The organism is Shinella sp. SUS2 (assembly GCF_001262505.1).
Taxonomy (GTDB): Bacteria; Pseudomonadota; Alphaproteobacteria; order Rhizobiales; family Rhizobiaceae; genus Shinella.
In genome coordinates this window covers 46,462-63,029 of sequence record NZ_KQ410731.1, presented here as the reverse complement: position 1 = coordinate 63,029, position 16,568 = coordinate 46,462, and the positions used below count along the sequence as shown (strand labels likewise).

Here is a 16,568-nt window from a genome sequence, read left to right as displayed (position 1 = left end):
TATCATGCCCAGGAGGACCTGAATGATCTGGGCATTCGCAGTCGCGGCAGCGGCCACACTCTATCTCGCACTGCGCTTCCGGCGCTTCCAAAGCTGGGTCGAACCCGTCCTCACCATCGTGGTGGCCATCGGCCTAGCAAGCGCGCTCCTCATCTGGTTCGTCGACGAACGCGCGCCCTCCGGAACCCCCGTCACCCCCAACGCAACCACGCCGGTGCTTTCGGAAGAGACGGTCGTGCTTGCCGAAATGCAGGCCAGCGCCGGCCAGACGAAGACGAGCTTTCGCGTGACCGGCAGCATCGCCAACAAGGGCCCCGTGCCGATGCAGTCTTTCCGCCTCGACGTGGTTCTCTCCGACTGCCCCGGCGGCACCTGCCGCGAGGTCGGCCGCGACAGCGCGCTGATCGTGCTGCGCGTCCAGCCGGGCGAAAGCGCCGCGTTCTCGACCTTCGCCGTCTTCCCCGGCATCGATCTCAACCCCGTCACCGCCCCCGAATGGGATTTTGGCGTGCGCGACGTCAGGGCCGTGACCCGCTGACACGTTTCCAGCCGAAGCGGTATCGCTTCGGCGTGGGAGAATGCGCCAAAGTCGAGAAATCAGAGCGCGGCGACGACATCGGCCGTACTGAGCACCGTCGCAAATTCATGGCGCAGCGTCGCGACATGGGCGCGGTGCACGTCGCGTGCGGCGATCGTGCCGCCCTCGCCGTCCGGCAGGTCGAAGCAGTCGCAGGCATCCTCGACGAGGATCACCCGGTAGCCCATGTTCGCTCCGACGCGCACGCTGGTCGATACGCACATATCCGTGGAAACGCCGAACAGCACGACCGTCTCCGCGCCGAGCCGGCGCAGGCGCAAGTCGAGATCCGTGCCGATGAAGGCGGCGTTGACGCTCTTCGTCACCAGCGGCTCGCCCGCCTGCGGCGCAAAGCCGGGGCGATGCGCGTTGCCCGGCGCCTCCGGGCGCAGCGTGGAGCCCGGCTCCACGCTGTCGTGGCGCACATGGATGATCGGCCGCCCGGCCGCCCGCCAGGCGGCGAGGAGCGCAAGGCCGTTGTCGTCCAGCTTCTCGTTCCAGCGCCGCGGCCAGGGCGCGGCGTCGAAAGCCTGCTGCATGTCGATCGGGATCAGGACGGCGTTGTCGGGTAGGGTCGGCATCGGTTTCTCCATGAAGCGATGACCGACGAATAGTTGCTTTTCCGTCCGGTTTCGCGCAGCAAGGAGCCGGAGCGCCGGACGATCGTCCGGCCGGGTGGAGGTTTTTCCGGATGAACGAACTGGACGAGAAGGACAGGCTGCTGCTCGCGGCGCTGCGCGCCGACGCGCGCCAAAGTCTCGTGGAGCTTGCGCGCCACACGGGGCTTTCCCGAAGCGCGGTGCATGAGCGCATCCGGCGGCTGGAGGCGAAGGGCGTCATTGCCGGCTATACCGTGAAACTCGGTGTCGACCGGGAGCGGCCGGGCGTCGAGGCGCTGATCGCCGTCGGCTTCCAGCAGGGCCGCAACTGCGACCATATCGTGCCGCATCTCACCGGCATTCCGAACGTCGTGACCTGCTGGTCGCTCGCCGGACCGACGGACCTGATGCTGCTCGTCGAATGCGCCTCGAACGGCGAGCTCGACACCGTGCGCCGCCAGATCGCGACGACGCCCGGCATCGCGACCGTGCAGACGCACGTCTCGCTGCGCACCCATTTTGATCGCAGAGTCTAGGCGTTTAATCCCAGCATTTAGTGGACTTGCTTCAGAAGTAGATCTTGAACTTCTCCCGCACCGCCTGGTCCGTCGCAAAATCGAAGAGCGGGCCGCCGGCCTCCGAGAGAATGCGGTTCTTGCGCTCGATCGCCTTCTGCACAAGGTCCGGCCGGCCGATCTCGGCCCATTCCTTGGGGCTCGTGCGGTCGGCGACGGCGGGGTAGATATACTCCGTCTGCATCAGCGACAGCGTCTGCGGATCGCCGAGATAATGGCCGGGGCCTTCGAGGCAGACCGAGCGCATCGTCTCCAGCGAGACGGAATCCTCCGTCACGTCGATGCCGCGCACGCAGCGCTGCACCTGGCCCAAAAGGTCGTCGCCGAGCACGAGGCTTTCAAGGCAGAAGCCGAGCAGCGAGGCATGCATGCCGACGGCCTCATAGACCATGTTGAGGCCGGAGAGACCCGCCATGACATTCGAGATCGCTTGTTCCCAGCCCGCCTGCATATCCGGCAGCTTGGAATCGGCAATGCCCGCCGCCGCGCCGCCGGGGAGCCGGTAGAACTGGTGCATCTGCGCGCAGCCGGCCGTCAGCAATGCCTGCTCGCCGGAGCCGCCGGACATCGCGCCGGTGCGCAGGTCCGAAACGAAGGGCCATGTGCCGAAGATTGCCGGGTGGCCGGGGGCCATGGCATTGACGTAGACGACGCCGGCAAGGCATTCGGCGACCGCCTGCACGATGGCGGTGGCGAGCGGAGCGGGGGCCGTCGCGCCGGCCTGCCCGGCCGAGAGCAACAGGATCGGCATGCCGGCCCGGATGCAGGCCTCCATGGTGATGCAGCTCTCTTCCGCGAATTTCATCGGCGGCACGACGAAGCAGTTGGAATTCGACACGAAGGGCCGCGCCCGCCACTTGTCCTCGCCGCCGGCCATCATGTGGATGAGGTCGAAGCAGCCGGCGACATGGGAGGGATCGGAGAAGCTGGTGCCGACGTGCTTGGAGGTGCCGGCGCAGCAGCCGTAGAGCGTGTTGATGTCCATCAGGAAATTGTCCGCGACATCGCGGCAGACCATCGCCCGCTGGAAGAAATGCACGTTGTCGAGGTGATGGACGAGCTGGGCGGCGTTGAAGAGGTCTTTCGCGGTCGATTCGCGGTATTCGCGCTTCTCCACATCGACGATATGCACCGCCGCGCCCGCCGTGCCGTAATAGACGCGGGTGCCCGACAGTTCGAGATCGTATTTCGGATCGCGGCCGTAGAGCGTGATGTCGCGCGCGGCGAGGGCCAGCATGTCCTCCACCAGCGCGCGCGGGAAGCGCAAACGCCCGTCCTCGCCGAGGATGGCGCCCGCGCCCGTCATGATCTCGATGCCGGATTTCGGCGCATTGGCGAGACCGATATTTTCGAGCGCATCCAGCGCCGCCTCGTGGATGCGGCGCACGCCGGCCTCCGTCAGCGGCTTGTACTGGCCGCCCGGAAGCCCCGGTCGCACCGGCCGGACATTTTCCGCAAGCGGCGCCGCGCGCATCGCAACGCGCGCCGCACGCCCACCGGACCGCCGGGACAAAACTGCCTGTTCACTCATGATCCGTCTCCCCCGCACCGGCGGCCAGCATTCTGTTGATAAGGTCCCCCGACGCAGCGGCGGACAATTTTGCAAAACTGCCATCCTTGACGATGGCGTCCATCTGCTCGGCGATGGCGGCGTGGGTGACGCGGGCGATCATCGAGCCGAGCGAGATGCGGCGCACGCCGATAGCGGCGAGCTGCGGCACGGTGAGCTGGCGCAGCGGCCCGGCGGCGAGCGCATTGACCGGCTTTGAGACGGACTGCACGACACGGCGCAGTTCCGCCTCGCCCGGCGGCACGGGCACGTAGACGAGGTCCGCGCCGGCCTTCTCGTAAGCCTGGATGCGCCGGATCGCCTCGTCGAGATCGTAGACGCCGTTCATCACGCCGTCGGCCCGGGCGCAGAGGATGAAGGGCCGGCCGAGCGACCGGGCGGCGTCCGCCGCGGCGCGGATACGGTCCACGGCGAGATCGAACGCATAGGCAGGATTGCCGTCCACCATCTGCGTGTCTTCGATCGAGCAGCCGGAAAGCCCGACCTCGGCGGCGAGCCGGATCGTCTCGGCGACGCCCTCGGGCGCATCGGCAAAGCCGTTCTCGAAATCACCGGAGACCGGCAGCGGCGTGGCACGCACCAGGTCCTCCGCGTGCTTCAGCGCTTCCTCGCGCGTCACGCGGCCCATGTCGGGACGCCCGAGCGTGAAGGCGAAGCCGGCGGAGGTGGTCGCAAGCGCCACGGCGCCGGAGGCGGCCATCATGCGGGCGGAGCCCATGTCCCAGGGATTGGGGATGACGAAGCAGCCCGACTGGTGCAGATCGAAAAATCGCTGGTGACGGTCGGCAAGGTTTTTCATGCGCGCACCCTTTCGGCTTTCGGATCGTACATGGGTTGAAGCGAGGCTTCCGCCTTCACGCGGACACCGGCGATTTCGATCTCGTAGTTCGAGGCGAGCACATCCGCCTCGCTCTCGCCGGCCGAGGGCACATAGCCCATGCCGATCGCGCCGCCGAGGAAGTGGCCGTAATTGCCCGAGGTGATGGTCGAGACGATCTTGCCGTCACGCACCAGCGCCTCGTTGTGGAAGAGCAGCGGCTCGGGATCGGTGAGCTTGAACTGCACCATGCGGCGCTTAAGGCCGGACTCCAGCCTGCGCAGCACCGCGTCGCGGCCGATGAAATCACCCTTCTTCGTGCGCACCGCAAAGCCGAGGCCGGCCTCGAGCACATGGTCCTCGTCGGTGATATCATGGCCGAAATGGCGGAACGCCTTTTCGATGCGGCACGAATCGAGCGTGTGCAGGCCGCAGAGTTTCAGGCCAACGTCCGCCCCCGTCGCCTCCAGCGCCTCGAAGACATGGGCCGTCTGGTCGGTGGAGACGTAAAGCTCCCAGCCGAGTTCGCCGACATAGGTGACGCGGTGTGCGCGGGCGAGACCCATGCCGATCTCGATCTCCCGCGCCGTGGCGAAGGGATGCGCCGCATTGGAAAAGTCGTTCGGGCTGACCTTCCGCATGAGATCGCGCGCCTTCGGCCCCATGATGCAGAGCACGCTTTCGGCAGCCGTCACATCGGTGATGACGACGAACTCGTCCTTCAGGTGCTTTCGCAACCACGCGAGATCGCGCTGCAACGTCGCGCCGGGCACGACGAGGAAGAACGCCGTCTCCGAAAGGCGCGTCACCGTCAGGTCGCTCTCGATGCCGCCGCGTTCGTTGAGCATCTGGGTATAGACGATCCTGCCGGGGGCGACGTCCATCTGGTTGGCGCAGAGTTTTTGCAGGAAGGCCAGCGCATCGCGGCCCTCGACGCGGATTTTTCCGAAGGACGTCATGTCGAAAAGACCGACGCCATTGCGCACGGCAAGGTGCTCGTCCTTCTGGTTCTCGAACCAGTTCTGCCGCTTCCAGCTATAGCGGTATTCCCGCTCCTGCCCCTCTTTGGCGAACCAGTTGGCGCGCTCCCAGCCCGCCACTTCGCCAAACACCGCGCCGCGCGCCTTCAGGTGCTCATGCAGCGGCGAGCGGCGCACGCCGCGGGCCGTCGCCATCTGGCGGTAGGGGAAATGGTCGGCATAAAGCAGGCCGAGCGTCTCGGAGACGCGGTCCTTCAGGTAGGCTCGATTGCGCTGGAAGGGTTGCGCGCGGCGGATATCCACCTCCCAGAGATCGAAAGGCGCTTCGCCGTCGTTCATCCACTGGGCAAGCGCCATGCCCGCCCCGCCGGAGGAGACGATGCCGATGGAATTGTAGCCGGCGGCGACCCAGTAGCCCTTCAGTTGCGGCGCTTCGCCGAGATAGTAGCGGTCGTCGGGCGTAAAGCTTTCGGGGCCGTTGAAGAAGGTGTGGATGCCGGCCGTCTCCAGCATCGGCATGCGGTTGATGGCGTTTTCGAGGATCGGCTGGAAGTGGTCGAAATCCTCCGGGAGCTGGTCAAAGCAAAAATCTTCCGAGATGCCGTCCATGCCCCATGGCTTTGCCTTCAGTTCGAAGGCGCCGATCAGCATCTTGCCGGCATCTTCCTTGTAGTACGTGCATTCATCCGGCACGCGCAGCACCGGCAGGCGCTGAAGGTTCGGGATCGGCTCCGTGACGATGTAGAAATGCTCGCAGGCGTGCAGCGGCAGGGTGACGCCCGACATATCGGCAAGCGTGCGCCCCCACATGCCGGCCGCGTTGACGACGTTTTCCGTCTCGATGGTGAAGGTCTCGCCGTTTTGCTCGCAGGTGACGCCCGTCACGCGGCCATCCCTGGTGAGGACGGAGGTGACTTTTACACCCTCAATGACCGTCGCCCCGTTCTGCCGCGCGCCCTTCGCCAAGGCCATCGCGATGTTCGCCGGATCGCACTGACCGTCGAGCGGCAGATGCACGGCGGCCTTCACATCCGCCGTGTTGAGATGCGGATACATCGCCTTCACCTCGTCGACGGTGATTTCGCGCACGTCGATATCGAAGGCGCGGGCGAGCGACGCCTGGCGGTAAATCTCTTCCTTGCGCTCCTCCGTCAGCGCCACCGTCATCGAGCCGCACTGGCGCATGCCGGTGCCGATGCCCGTCTCGGCTTCAAGCTTGACGTAAAGGTCGGCGGAATACTTTGCGAGGCGCGTCATGTTCTGCGAGGCGCGGAGCTGGCCGATGAGCCCGGCGGCATGCCATGTGGTGCCGCACGTGAGCTGCTTGCGCTCCAGCAGCACCACATCTGTCCAGCCGAGTTTGGCGAGGTGATAGGCGACCGAGCAGCCGGAAACGCCGCCGCCGATGATGACGGCTCTCGCCTTCTGAGGAATGGGTTTGCTCATGCGCGCAGTCTTTCATTGTTGGGGTCGAAGAGCGGCCCGTCCGGCTGAACAACCGCCTTGAAACGCTCGCCGTAGATTTCCACCTCGATTTCCGTGCCGGGTGTCGCGAGATCGGCCTTCAGCATGCCGAGCGCGATGGATTTGCCGGTGCGATAACCCCAGTTGCCGGAGGTCGTCTCGCCGACCACCTTGCCGCCGTGCCACAGCGTCGACATGTAGGGCGCATCGCAGTCGCCGGCGTCCACGGTCAGCGTCACGAAGCGTTTCGTCACACCCTCAAGCTTCTCGCGCTCCAGCGCGGCCTTGCCCTTGAAGGCGGGCTTCGTCCAGTCGACGAAGCGGTCGAGGCCACCTTGCAGGATCGTGTAGTCGGTCGAAAGATCGCCCTTCCAGGCGCGATAGCCCTTTTCGATGCGCAGGCTGTCGAGCGCCTCCATGCCGAAGGGTTTTAGCCCATGCTTCTGCCCCGCCGCCCAGACGGCGTCGAAGATCACGGCGGTGTCCTCCACCTTCGTGTGGATTTCCCAGCCGAGTTCGCCGGCGAAGGAGACGCGCACGAGCTGGCACCAGCGGCCGGCGATCTCCACCGGCTGGTGGGTGAGCCAGGGCATGGTGAGGTCCGCCTTGCAGACATCGGCGAGGATGGCGCGGGAGTTCGGGCCGGAGAGAATCTGGCACGAAAAGGTCTCCGTGACATCCTCCAGCGTGAAGACCGGATTCTTTGGCAGGTGCTTTTGCAGCCATTCGAAATCGTGCCATTGCGCCGTCGCGGCGGTGATGAGGAAGAAAAAGTCCTCTGCCAGCATCATGACGGACATTTCCGTGACGATGCGGCCCTTGTCGTCGGAGAAATAGGCAAGGCCGATACGGCCGGGTTTCGGCACGCGGCCGGTGATGAGCGAGGAAAGCCACGCCGTCGCGCCCTCGCCCTTCACGCGGAAGCGCGAGAAGCCGGGAAGGTCGAGGATGCCGGCGGCCTCGGTGACGGCGCGGCATTCCGCCTCGATGCGCGCCCGCCACGGCCCTTCGCGGTTCCAGGTCTGGGTCGAGGCTTCCGATGTGTCGTCACCGTCCCCGGCATACCAGTTGGCGCGCTCCCAGCCGTTGTAGGGCTTGAACTGCGCGCCGAGCGCCGCGATACGGTCGTGGATCGGCGAGAGCTTTTGGTTTCGCCCGGCCGGCCAGGCGTGTTTGGGGAAGTGCATGGCATATTCGTGGCCGTAAATTTCCATGCCCTTGGCGACGCAATAGTCCTTGTCGGCGGCAAAGGCGGTGTAGCGGCGCGGATCGCAGGACCACATGTCCCACTCCGTCTCGCCTTCCGTCACCCATTCGGCAAGAACCTTGCCGGCGCCGCCAGCCTGGCAGATGCCGAAGGTGAAGACGCAGGCCTCAAAGGCGTTCGGCACGCCGGGCATCGGGCCGAGCAGCGGGTTGCCATCCGGCGCGTAAGGGATCGGACCGTTGATCATGCGCGACAGGCCGGCGGTGCCGAGGATCGGCACGCGCTCGACGGCGTCGTTGAGATACCATTCGAGGCGGTCGAGATCGTCCGGAAAGAGCTGGAAGGAAAAATCGTCCGGCATCGGATCGTCAGGCGTCACCCAATGCGCCTTGCAATTGCGCTCGTAGGGGCCGAGGTTCATGCCGGTCTTTTCCTGACGCAGATAATAGGAACTGTCGACGTCGCGCAGCAGCGGCAGCTTGTGCCCGGCTTCGCGCGACCAGGCGGCCAGTTCCGGGATTTCCTCGAACAGCATGTATTGATGGCTCATCACCATCATCGGCACATCGCGGCCGAACCATTTTCCGACTTCCCGCGCATAATAACCGGCGGCGTTGACGACCTTCTCGCAGCGGATCTCGCCCTGCGGTGTGGAAATCACCCATTCGTCGCCCTCGCGGCGCGCGCCGGTCGCCGGACAGAAACGGAAGATTTTCGCACCCATGTCGCGCGCGCCTTTCGCCAAGGCCTGCGTCAACTGCGCGGGGTCGATGTCGCCGTCATAGGGGTCGTAGAGCGCGCCGGAAAGATCGTGCGTTTCGAGGAAAGGGTATTTCCCGCGCATCTCGTCGGGCGAGAGGATATCGAGGTCCATGCCCTGATAGCGGCCCATGCCGACGACGCGCTTGAACTCCTGCAAACGCTCCTTCGAATGGCCGAGGCGGATCGAGCCCGTCACATGGTAGTTCATGGGGTAATCGACCAGCGCACCCAGCTCCCGGTAGAGCGAAGCGGAGTAGCGCTGCATGTTCATGATCGACCAGGAGGAGGAAAAGGTCGGCACGTTGCCGGCGGCGTGCCAGGTGGAGCCGGCGGTCAGCTCGTTCTTTTCAAGCAGAACGCAATCCGTCCAGCCGGCCTTCGCCAGATGATAGAGCGCGGATGCTCCGACGGCGCCCCCGCCGATGATGACGACCCGGGCATGGCTTGGCAGTGCGGACATTCTCGTTCCCCTCGTTTGCCCCGGATTTGTGGCAACCAAAGCGCCGGGCGGCAAGCGGATGAAGTGGGTTTATTAATCGATGATTTCGATTAGACTGCCGCAAAACATTTGGGAAATGCGGCGCATTCATGCAAATCATCCTGATCGAGACATTTCTGGACCTGATGGAAACCCGCAATTTCAACCGCACGGCGGAGCGGCTGAACATCACGCAATCGACGGTGACGCACCGCATCAACGCGCTCGAGGCGATGTTCGCGCGAAAACTCTTCGCGCGGAACAAGGGCGGCACACAGCCGACGGCCGCCGGCCTGCGCTTCCTCGATCATGCAAAAGCTTTGCAACATCAATGGCATGAGGCGACGCGCGCGGTGGAGACGGCCGGCGCCTATGAGCGCTCCATGCGCATCGGCCTGCAACACGATCTTGCCGCCCACTATGCCGGCGACTGGCTGGCGGCGGTGCGCAGGGAATTGCCGGCCACCTCGATCTATCTGGAGGTCGACTATTCCGGCCAGATGAACCGCGACCTCGGCGCCGGCGACCTTGACCTCGCCATCCTCTTCACGCCGCATTACCTGCCGGACCTGCATTACGAGCGCATCGGCGAGGTGCATTACGAGATGGTGAGCAACAAGGTCAGCCGCATCGAGGACGTGAAGGCTGAAGACTATATCCAGGCCGTCTATTCCCCCGCCTTCGACCGGCTGCACCGGCAGGCCCATCCCGAGCTTTCGACCGCGCCGATCGCCAGCGGCGAGACGACCGCCATCCTCGCGCTGATGCAGAAACTCGGCGGCTCGGCCTTCGTGACGGAAGCCGATGCCAAGCGGTTGCTGCGCACCGGCGCGGTCAGCCGCGTGGCGGGGGCAGAACCGATCGCGCAGGCCGTCTATGCCGCCGTCAACGTGCGCACGCGCCACGCCCACCAGCACCGGCGCATCATCGCCACCCTTCAGGCGCTGCTTGAAACCGGGCGGTCACATGCCTATGAACGGCCGGACCGCATCTGACGAAGGGAATCGTTCATGGCCGCCCGCGACCGCTATTCGCGCAAACTCGAATGCGCCATGTGCGGCCATTCCGGCTATGCCGAGGTTTCCGAAGACGACATGCCGAGCCGGGCGCATCCCGATTTCACGGTTGATTCGCTGCCGCACGGCTTTGCCACGGAGCGCGCCTCGAAACATCCCGACAAACACATGATCCGCTGCCGTTGCGGCCATGTCTTCAAGTTCCGGCAGAAGTCCGCCTATGCCGAAGGCGGCGAGCCGCGGCGGTAGGGGCCTACCCTCGCGCCGCCGCCTCTCGGACCGAATTATCCCCGCCCGACGAACGGCATCGCCGTCGCCATGACCGTCATGTTCAAGACATTGGCGTCGAGCGGCAGGCTGGCCATGTAGACCACGGCATCGGCGACGTGTTTGACCGACATGGTCGGCTCGCTGACGGTGTCGCCGTTCGGCTGGAGGATGCCGGCGCTCATGCGCTTCGTCATATCGGTCGCGGCATTGCCGATATCGATCTGGCCGCAGGCGATGTCGTATTTGCGCCCGTCGAGCGCCGTCGACTTGGTGAGGCCGGTGATGGCGTGTTTCGTCGCCGTATAGGGCGCGGAATTCGGACGCGGCGTGGTGGCGGAAATCGAGCCGTTGTTGATGATGCGCCCGCCGCGCGGGGTCTGGTCCTTCATCAGTTTGAAGGCCTGCTGGGTGCAGAGGAAGGCACCCGTCAGGTTCGCTGCGAGAATGCTGCTCCACTCCTCGAAGGGAATGTCCTCCAGCAGCGCCGGGGAGACGTTGGAGCCGGCATTATTGACGAGCACGTCGAGCCGGCCGAAATCACGCCGGACCGCCGCAAAAGCTGCAGCGACCTCGGCGGCATCGCCGACATTGCAGGGGATGGCGCGCACCGGGTTGCCCGTTTCGCCGGTAATGAGGGCGGCAGCCTCCTCCAGCACCGCGGCCCGGCGCCCGGTAATGACGACCGCATAGCCCTCGGCGCTGAGGCTCCTGGCGATGGCAAGGCCGATGCCCGTGCCGCCGCCGGTCACCAGTGCGATCTTGCCTGTGCCGGTCCGTCCCCATTCGGTCATGTCGTCCTCCTCCTTTGGCGCGTCCCTTCGGTTTGCGCGAAAAGGACACCCGCTGCAAGGGATCATGAAAAAGTCCCCGGCATAAGCCGGGGACTTCGCCGCGTCGTCTGCGGAGGATCTCAGAACAGCGCGGCGGTGCTCTTCAGCGTCACCCAGATGCCCCAGAGGAGCGGAAGGCCGACGATGGCCCAGGCGAGCACCGCCCTGGCATCGAGCCCACCCTTGCCGATGCCGAAGGACCCGGTCGGGCCGGCATTGGCCGCTGCCGTCTTCGCCTGCAGGGAGGCGACTTCCTCGTCCGACATGAACCACTTGTCGGCGAGCGGCCGGACGAACAGGTTCGCGATGAGGCCGAGGGCCAGCATGCCGGCAAGGATGTACATCGTGCCGGTATAGAGCGCCGGCCCCGGCTCGACACCCGCTGCGATCTGCGCCTCCCGGATATAGTTGACCACGACAGGACCGACGATGCCGGCGGTCGCCCAGGCCGTCAGCAGGCGGCCATGAATCGCGCCCACGAACTGCGTGCCGAAAATATCCGCAAGATAGGCCGGGACGGTGGCAAAGCCCCCGCCATACATCGACAGGATGATGCCGAAGGCGAGCACGAAGAGCGCCTTGCTGCCCATATCCGCCAGGGTCGGGGCGAGCGCGTAGAGCACGATGCCGAGGATGAAGAAGGTGTAGTAGGTGTTCTTGCGGCCGATTTTGTCGGAGAGCGAGGCCCAGACGAAGCGCCCGCCGATGTTGAACAGCGAGAGCAGGCCGGTAAAGCCGGCGGCAATCGCCGCGATGGCCGCCTTCTGCTCGGTGTCGAGCTGACCGAAGCTCAGCTCCGGCTGGCCGATGAGGCGCCCGCCGAAGATCTCCTGCAGCATCGGCGAGGCCATGCCGATGACGCCGATGCCGGCCGAGACGTTGAGGCAGAGCACCAGCCAGATCAGCCAGAACTGCGTCGTCTTGTGCGCATCACGCAGGTGCACGTGTTTCGTGGTGATCATCGTCGACTTGGAGGCCGGTGGCGTCCAGCCTTCCGGGCGCCAGCCGGCCGGCGGAATGCGGTAGCCGAAAGCCCCACCCATCATGAAGCAGAAGTAGATAGCGGCCATCACGAGAAAGGTCTGCCAGACCCCGGCCGTCACATCGGTCTTGAAGGTGTTCATCAGGAGGTTCGCCAGAGGAGCGCCGATCATCGCGCCGCCGCCGAAGCCCATGATCGCCATGCCGGTCGCCATGCCGCGCCGGTCCGGGAACCATTTGATCAGGGTAGAGACCGGGGAGATGTAGCCAAGGCCGAGGCCGATGCCGCCGATGACGCCCGCCCCGAGCCACATCAGCCACAATTGATGGCTCATCACGCCAAGCGCCGCAACGACGATGCCGCCGCACCAGCAGCAGGCCGAAACGAAGCCCGCCTTGCGCGGGCCGACGCGCTCCAGCCAGCCGCCCCAGATGGCCGCCGAACAGCCGAGCAGCACGAAGAACAGCGTATAGATCCAGCCGAGATCGGCGACGCGCCAGTTGCAGCTCGTGGTAAAGAGCGCAGAGACGAGGTTGAGATCGGCGCAAGCCGGATCCGTTACCGGAATGGCCTTGGACAAAGGCAGCCAGAACACGCTGAAACCGTAGGCCATGCCGATGCAAAGGTGAATGGCAAGCGCAGCCGGCGGAACGAGCCAGCGGTTGAAGCCGGGTTTGGCGATGATACGCTCCCGGTCGAGGATGCTGCCGGAATAGTCGCCGGCATAGGTCTCGGTCGATGCAGTCATTGGGTCTCCTCCGCGACGCACCCCTCGGTGCGAAGATTTTCGTGATGGGGAGCCGGCGAACGCCGCCCTTCGACACCCGGATGCCTGCATCCCTCTTGCAGACGGCCGGAAGCCGAACCTCCCGCGCGGAGCTCTGCAAGGTGCATGCCAAAGCGGATTTCGTTTTAAATCAACAGCTTGGAGAAGAGAGCGGAATCAAAATGGACAGTTTGTCCGTAAACGCCGGACAAACTGTCCGGTCAGGCCGCCTCGGGCAGCCAGATGGTGAAGGTGGCACCCTCGCCCGGGCGGCTCGTGACCGCGATGGCGCCGCCCTGCCGCGTCACCAGCGTCTGGCTGATGGAAAGGCCAAGGCCCGTACCCTCCTGCCGCTTGGTGGTGAAGAACGGGTCGAAGACCTTTGCGACGAGATCGGGCGCCATGCCGACGCCGGTATCGCTGACGACGATCTCCACGCCCAGGCGCCCGCCACGGTCGCTGTCCCGGGTGACGATGCTCAGCCTGCCGCCATCGGGCATGGCGTGAATGGCATTGACGACGAGATTGACGACGACCTGCTGGAGCTCGGTGCGGTTCATCAGCACCAGCCGTTCGGCCGTGTCCTCCAGCCGAACCTCGATCGCCGCCTTGGCAAGCAGGTGCTGGACGAGCGGCAGGCAATCGGCCACCGCCATGCCCGGCGCGTGGCGATCGACGAAACCGGCGAATTCCTCGGGCTTGGCGAACTGCAGGAGCTTCGTGACGATCTGGCTGACGCGCTGGATCTGCTCGTCGAGAAGCTGGAACTCCACCTTCGCCAGCTCCGCCCGGTCGCCGACCACGGAGCGGATGACCTCCAGGTTGCCCTGCATGACGGCGATGGGATTGTTGATCTCATGGGCGACACCGGCGGTGATTTCGCCGATCGCGGCAAGCTTTTCCGACAGGATGAGCTGTTTCGTCGTCGCCTCCAGTCGGCGATTGGCGAGCTGCAGCTCCCGGGTGCGCTCGTCGACGCGCGCGTTCAGCTCCTCGTTCCAGCGGCGCAGCTCCAGGTCGTTCTGTTCTAGCTTGTTCAGGAGATCATCGAGATGTACGGCGACGCGGCCGATCTCGTCCTGGCTGTCGACCGGGCCGGTGCGCGCGCCAAGATCGCCGCTTTCCACCCGCGCGATGGTGGCGTCCACCCGCTCCAGAGGCTCGAAGATGCCGCGCGCCCAGCGCAGGAAGATCGGCACGCTGGCCGCCGTGATGGCGAAGAAGGCGGCGACGATGGTGAGAACCGTCTGGTACTTTGCCGCCGTGAACGGCGCCTCGAGGAAACCGACATAGAGCATGCCGACGCGCTGGCCGTGACTGTCGGTGATCGGTTCATAGGCGGAAATGTACCAGTCATTGACGACGAAGGCGCTGTCGAGCCAGGTGCGCCCCTCGCCGAGCACGGCCGAGCGCACGGCAGCCGAAACGCGCGTGCCGAGCGCGCGGCGCCCTTCGAACAGGCGCACATTGGTGCTGATGCGCACATCGTCCAGGAACAGCGTCGCCGTTCCCTGGCTGCCCTCCGGCAGGCTCGCCTCGCGGTAGACGAGGTCGTTGATCGTATCGATGAAGACGAGGTTCTGGTTGAGCAGGATGCCGCCGACGAGTACCGCCTTGCGCCCGTCGCCGAGCGTGACGGGGCTCGCGCTCTGCACGACCATGCCGCGCGTCTCCTCCGTGCGTTCGGTCGGCACCGCATTCGTCGTCGAGACGAGCGGCAGGCGCGCGCGGGCGGCAAGATCGGGCGAGAGCCGCTCGAGGTCGGCGTTCTCGAAAATGTCCACGCCCGTCGCCGGTTTGCCGGCCAGCGCGTCGCGGATGACCGGCCAGTCGGTGCGCAGCGTCTCGGCGGTGGTCGCGGTCACGGAGACGACGAGCCTGCCGTCCGGCGTGACGACATAGAGGAAATCGAGCTCCAGCCGCGCCCGCGCCTCATCAAGCAACGTCTTCAGCGCGCCGTTGTCGCCGGCGCTGTCGCGAAACCGCACGGAGCCGCCGAGCGCGGTGACATGCTCGCCGGTATTGTCGAGGATATGGGCGAGATACTGGTGTGCGATGGTGAGGTCGCCGTTGACCTTGGAGATCAGCGTCGCGTCGAACTTCTCGTTCCAGCGGTAGACGGTGATGCCGAGCAGCAGCGGCAGGATCACCAGCATCGGCAGAAGCGCGATGGCCAGCAGCCGGTAGCGCACCGAGCGCGCCGGCCGGATGACGCCCTGCCTGCCGTCAGCCATCCCAGGCCGCCAGCTTGCGGTCGATCGTCTTGCGGGAAATGCCGAGCTGGCGCGCCGCCTCGTCGCGCCCGCCATGGCAGGCGGCAAGCACCGAGAGGATATGGCGCCGCTCGACATCGGCAAGCGACCCGCCCTCTCCGCCGGCCGGCGCCGACGCCGGCCCCTGCCCGAACCCATCCGGGAAACGGCCGAGGATCAGCGTGCGCTCGATGAGGTTGCGCAGCTCGCGCACATTGCCCGGCCAGCCATAGGCCGACAATGCCCGCCGGGTCGCTTCGTCGATCGGCACGGCGGGCATGGCCAGCTGCGCCGAAAGCTTCTTCATGAACAGAGCGGCCAGTTCCACCGCATCGCCGTCGCGGTCCTTCAGCGGCGGAAGATGGATCTGCATGACATTGATACGGAAGAACAGATCGGCCCGGAAGCGCCCCGCCTGCACCTCCTTTTCCAGCTCCGCATTGGTGGCGAAGACGAAGCGCAGGTCGACCGGCACCTCACGCTCGGAGCCGACGGGCCGCACCTTGCGGTCCTCCAGCACGCGCAACAGCTTGCTTTGCGTGGCCGGCGGCATCTCGCTGATCTCGTCGAGAAACAGCGTGCCACCCTGCGCATGCAGGAACAGGCCTTCGCGCGCCCGCTCGGCACCGGTGAAAGCGCCCTTCAGGTGGCCGAACAGCTCGCTTTCGATCATGTCGGGCGGGATCGCCCCGCAATTGACCGGCACGAAGGGTTTGGCCGCGCGGTCGGACAGCGTGTGCAGCGAGCGCGCCGCCACCTCCTTGCCGGTGCCGGACTGGCCGGTGAGCAGAACGGAGGTCGGCAGCGGCGCGACGCGGGCGATGGTGTCGCGCACGCGGGCGATGGCCGAGGATTCGCCGATCAGCCGGTCGCGCAGGAGGATATGGTCGGAGGTCGCCTTCAACTCGTAGCGCAGCACGTAGTTTTCGCGCTGCAGGCGGATACGGTCGAGGCAGCGTGCGACGGCGTTGAGCAACTGGTTGGAGCGGAAGGGCTTCAGGATGAAATCGACCGCGCCGGCCCGCAGCGCCTGGATGGCGGTTTCGAGATCGGCATAGGCGGTCATCAGAATGGCATCGGCGAAGAAGCCGATGGCGCGCTGTTCGGCAAGCCATTCCACGCCGTTCTTCTTCGGCATGATGTTGTCGAGAATGACCACGTCGAAATGATTCTGGTCGAGCTTGCGCGTGGCCTCGTCCGTATCGGCCGCCAGTTCCAGCTGACGGCAGCGCGGCCCGAGCGTACGCATCAGGAAGTTGCGCATGCCCGGCTCGTCGTCGACGACGAGGATCGAGGCCTGCGCCAGCCACGGCCCGAATTCCGGGTCAGCGGACGTGTCGCGCAGCACGCGCACGGCTTCAGTCGGCACCGCATCTCCTCCCGATGGTCAGGCGCTTCAGCTTTGCCCGCCCGAATGCAGCAG

The 16,568-nt window shown here is 65.6% G+C and carries 13 protein-coding genes; 4 read left to right on the top strand and 9 right to left on the bottom strand.

Going from position 1 to position 16,568, the window contains the following annotated elements:
- Nucleotides 1–22 precede the first annotated feature (22 nt).
- On the top strand, nt 23–538 hold the full coding sequence (locus AKG11_RS15175; protein WP_050744475.1) for a hypothetical protein: 516 nt from the start codon (nt 23–25) through the stop codon (nt 536–538).
- 59 nt (nt 539–597) lie between these two features.
- Here the strand turns inward: AKG11_RS15175 and AKG11_RS15170 are convergent, their stop codons facing one another.
- Entirely contained in the window at nt 598–1,158 is a 561-nt protein-coding gene (locus AKG11_RS15170) for an isochorismatase family protein (protein ID WP_050744599.1), read from the bottom strand.
- A gap of 110 nt (nt 1,159–1,268) precedes the next feature.
- Here AKG11_RS15170 and AKG11_RS15165 point away from each other — a divergent pair, with 110 nt between their 5' ends.
- Nucleotides 1,269–1,712, top strand: coding sequence for an Lrp/AsnC family transcriptional regulator (locus AKG11_RS15165; RefSeq protein ID WP_050744474.1), 444 nt, complete (start codon nt 1,269–1,271; stop codon nt 1,710–1,712).
- Between the two features lie 31 nt (nt 1,713–1,743).
- On the opposite strand, the gene AKG11_RS15160 is transcribed toward AKG11_RS15165, so the two are convergent.
- The 4 genes from AKG11_RS15160 to AKG11_RS15145 are packed head-to-tail and all read right to left on the bottom strand — an operon-like array spanning nt 1,744 to nt 9,011.
- The gene (locus tag AKG11_RS15160; RefSeq protein WP_023512353.1) at nt 1,744–3,282 is read right to left on the bottom strand and encodes a trimethylamine methyltransferase family protein; all 1,539 of its coding nucleotides are present in this window, start codon (nt 3,280–3,282) and stop codon (nt 1,744–1,746) included.
- The gene (locus tag AKG11_RS15155) at nt 3,275–4,120 is read right to left on the bottom strand and encodes an isocitrate lyase/PEP mutase family protein (RefSeq protein ID WP_050744473.1); all 846 of its coding nucleotides are present in this window, start codon (nt 4,118–4,120) and stop codon (nt 3,275–3,277) included. The genes AKG11_RS15160 and AKG11_RS15155 overlap by 8 nt, the downstream gene beginning before the upstream one ends.
- On the bottom strand, nt 4,117–6,564 hold the full coding sequence (locus AKG11_RS15150; RefSeq protein ID WP_050744472.1) for a GcvT family protein: 2,448 nt from the start codon (nt 6,562–6,564) through the stop codon (nt 4,117–4,119). Before AKG11_RS15150 ends, AKG11_RS15155 begins: the two co-directional genes overlap by 4 nt.
- A complete protein-coding gene (locus tag AKG11_RS15145) occupies nt 6,561–9,011 on the bottom strand; it encodes a GcvT family protein (RefSeq protein ID WP_050744471.1) in 2,451 nt (816 codons plus the stop codon). The genes AKG11_RS15150 and AKG11_RS15145 overlap by 4 nt, the downstream gene beginning before the upstream one ends.
- A 128-nt stretch (nt 9,012–9,139) precedes the next feature.
- Here AKG11_RS15145 and AKG11_RS15140 point away from each other — a divergent pair, with 128 nt between their 5' ends.
- Nucleotides 9,140–10,024, top strand: coding sequence for a LysR family transcriptional regulator (locus AKG11_RS15140; RefSeq protein WP_023512349.1), 885 nt, complete (start codon nt 9,140–9,142; stop codon nt 10,022–10,024).
- Between the two features lie 15 nt (nt 10,025–10,039).
- Entirely contained in the window at nt 10,040–10,294 is a 255-nt protein-coding gene (locus AKG11_RS15135; RefSeq protein WP_050744470.1) for a hypothetical protein, read from the top strand.
- A gap of 35 nt (nt 10,295–10,329) precedes the next feature.
- On the opposite strand, the gene AKG11_RS15130 is transcribed toward AKG11_RS15135, so the two are convergent.
- The 4 genes from AKG11_RS15130 to AKG11_RS15115 all read right to left on the bottom strand — a co-directional run bounded on the left by AKG11_RS15130 (nt 10,330) and on the right by AKG11_RS15115 (nt 16,514).
- Nucleotides 10,330–11,106, bottom strand: coding sequence for an SDR family oxidoreductase (locus AKG11_RS15130; RefSeq protein WP_050744469.1), 777 nt, complete (start codon nt 11,104–11,106; stop codon nt 10,330–10,332).
- A gap of 119 nt (nt 11,107–11,225) precedes the next feature.
- Nucleotides 11,226–12,875, bottom strand: a complete 1,650-nt coding sequence (locus AKG11_RS15125; protein ID WP_023512346.1) for an OFA family MFS transporter — start codon at nt 12,873–12,875, stop codon at nt 11,226–11,228.
- A gap of 239 nt (nt 12,876–13,114) precedes the next feature.
- Nucleotides 13,115–15,127, bottom strand: coding sequence for a sensor histidine kinase (locus tag AKG11_RS15120; protein WP_050744468.1), 2,013 nt, complete (start codon nt 15,125–15,127; stop codon nt 13,115–13,117).
- The gene (locus AKG11_RS15115; RefSeq protein WP_082342448.1) at nt 15,120–16,514 is read right to left on the bottom strand and encodes a sigma-54-dependent transcriptional regulator; all 1,395 of its coding nucleotides are present in this window, start codon (nt 16,512–16,514) and stop codon (nt 15,120–15,122) included. The genes AKG11_RS15120 and AKG11_RS15115 overlap by 8 nt, the downstream gene beginning before the upstream one ends.
- Between the last annotated feature and the right edge of the window lie 54 nt (nt 16,515–16,568).

What these genes read in the sequence shown, in the direction of transcription:
- AKG11_RS15125 (WP_023512346.1), bottom strand. Translation starts at nt 12,875, where the DNA reads ATGACTGCATCGACCGAGACCTATGCCGGCGACTATTCCGGCAGCATC.
- AKG11_RS15140 (WP_023512349.1), top strand. Translation starts at nt 9,140, where the DNA reads ATGCAAATCATCCTGATCGAGACATTTCTGGACCTGATGGAAACCCGC.
- AKG11_RS15170 (WP_050744599.1), bottom strand. Translation starts at nt 1,158, where the DNA reads ATGCCGACCCTACCCGACAACGCCGTCCTGATCCCGATCGACATGCAG.
- AKG11_RS15150 (WP_050744472.1), bottom strand. Translation starts at nt 6,564, where the DNA reads ATGAGCAAACCCATTCCTCAGAAGGCGAGAGCCGTCATCATCGGCGGC.
- AKG11_RS15120 (WP_050744468.1), bottom strand. Translation starts at nt 15,127, where the DNA reads ATGGCTGACGGCAGGCAGGGCGTCATCCGGCCGGCGCGCTCGGTGCGC.
- AKG11_RS15155 (WP_050744473.1), bottom strand. Translation starts at nt 4,120, where the DNA reads ATGAAAAACCTTGCCGACCGTCACCAGCGATTTTTCGATCTGCACCAG.
- AKG11_RS15135 (WP_050744470.1), top strand. Translation starts at nt 10,040, where the DNA reads ATGGCCGCCCGCGACCGCTATTCGCGCAAACTCGAATGCGCCATGTGC.
- AKG11_RS15165 (WP_050744474.1), top strand. Translation starts at nt 1,269, where the DNA reads ATGAACGAACTGGACGAGAAGGACAGGCTGCTGCTCGCGGCGCTGCGC.
- AKG11_RS15130 (WP_050744469.1), bottom strand. Translation starts at nt 11,106, where the DNA reads ATGACCGAATGGGGACGGACCGGCACAGGCAAGATCGCACTGGTGACC.
- AKG11_RS15145 (WP_050744471.1), bottom strand. Translation starts at nt 9,011, where the DNA reads ATGTCCGCACTGCCAAGCCATGCCCGGGTCGTCATCATCGGCGGGGGC.
- AKG11_RS15160 (WP_023512353.1), bottom strand. Translation starts at nt 3,282, where the DNA reads ATGAGTGAACAGGCAGTTTTGTCCCGGCGGTCCGGTGGGCGTGCGGCG.
- AKG11_RS15175 (WP_050744475.1), top strand. Translation starts at nt 23, where the DNA reads ATGATCTGGGCATTCGCAGTCGCGGCAGCGGCCACACTCTATCTCGCA.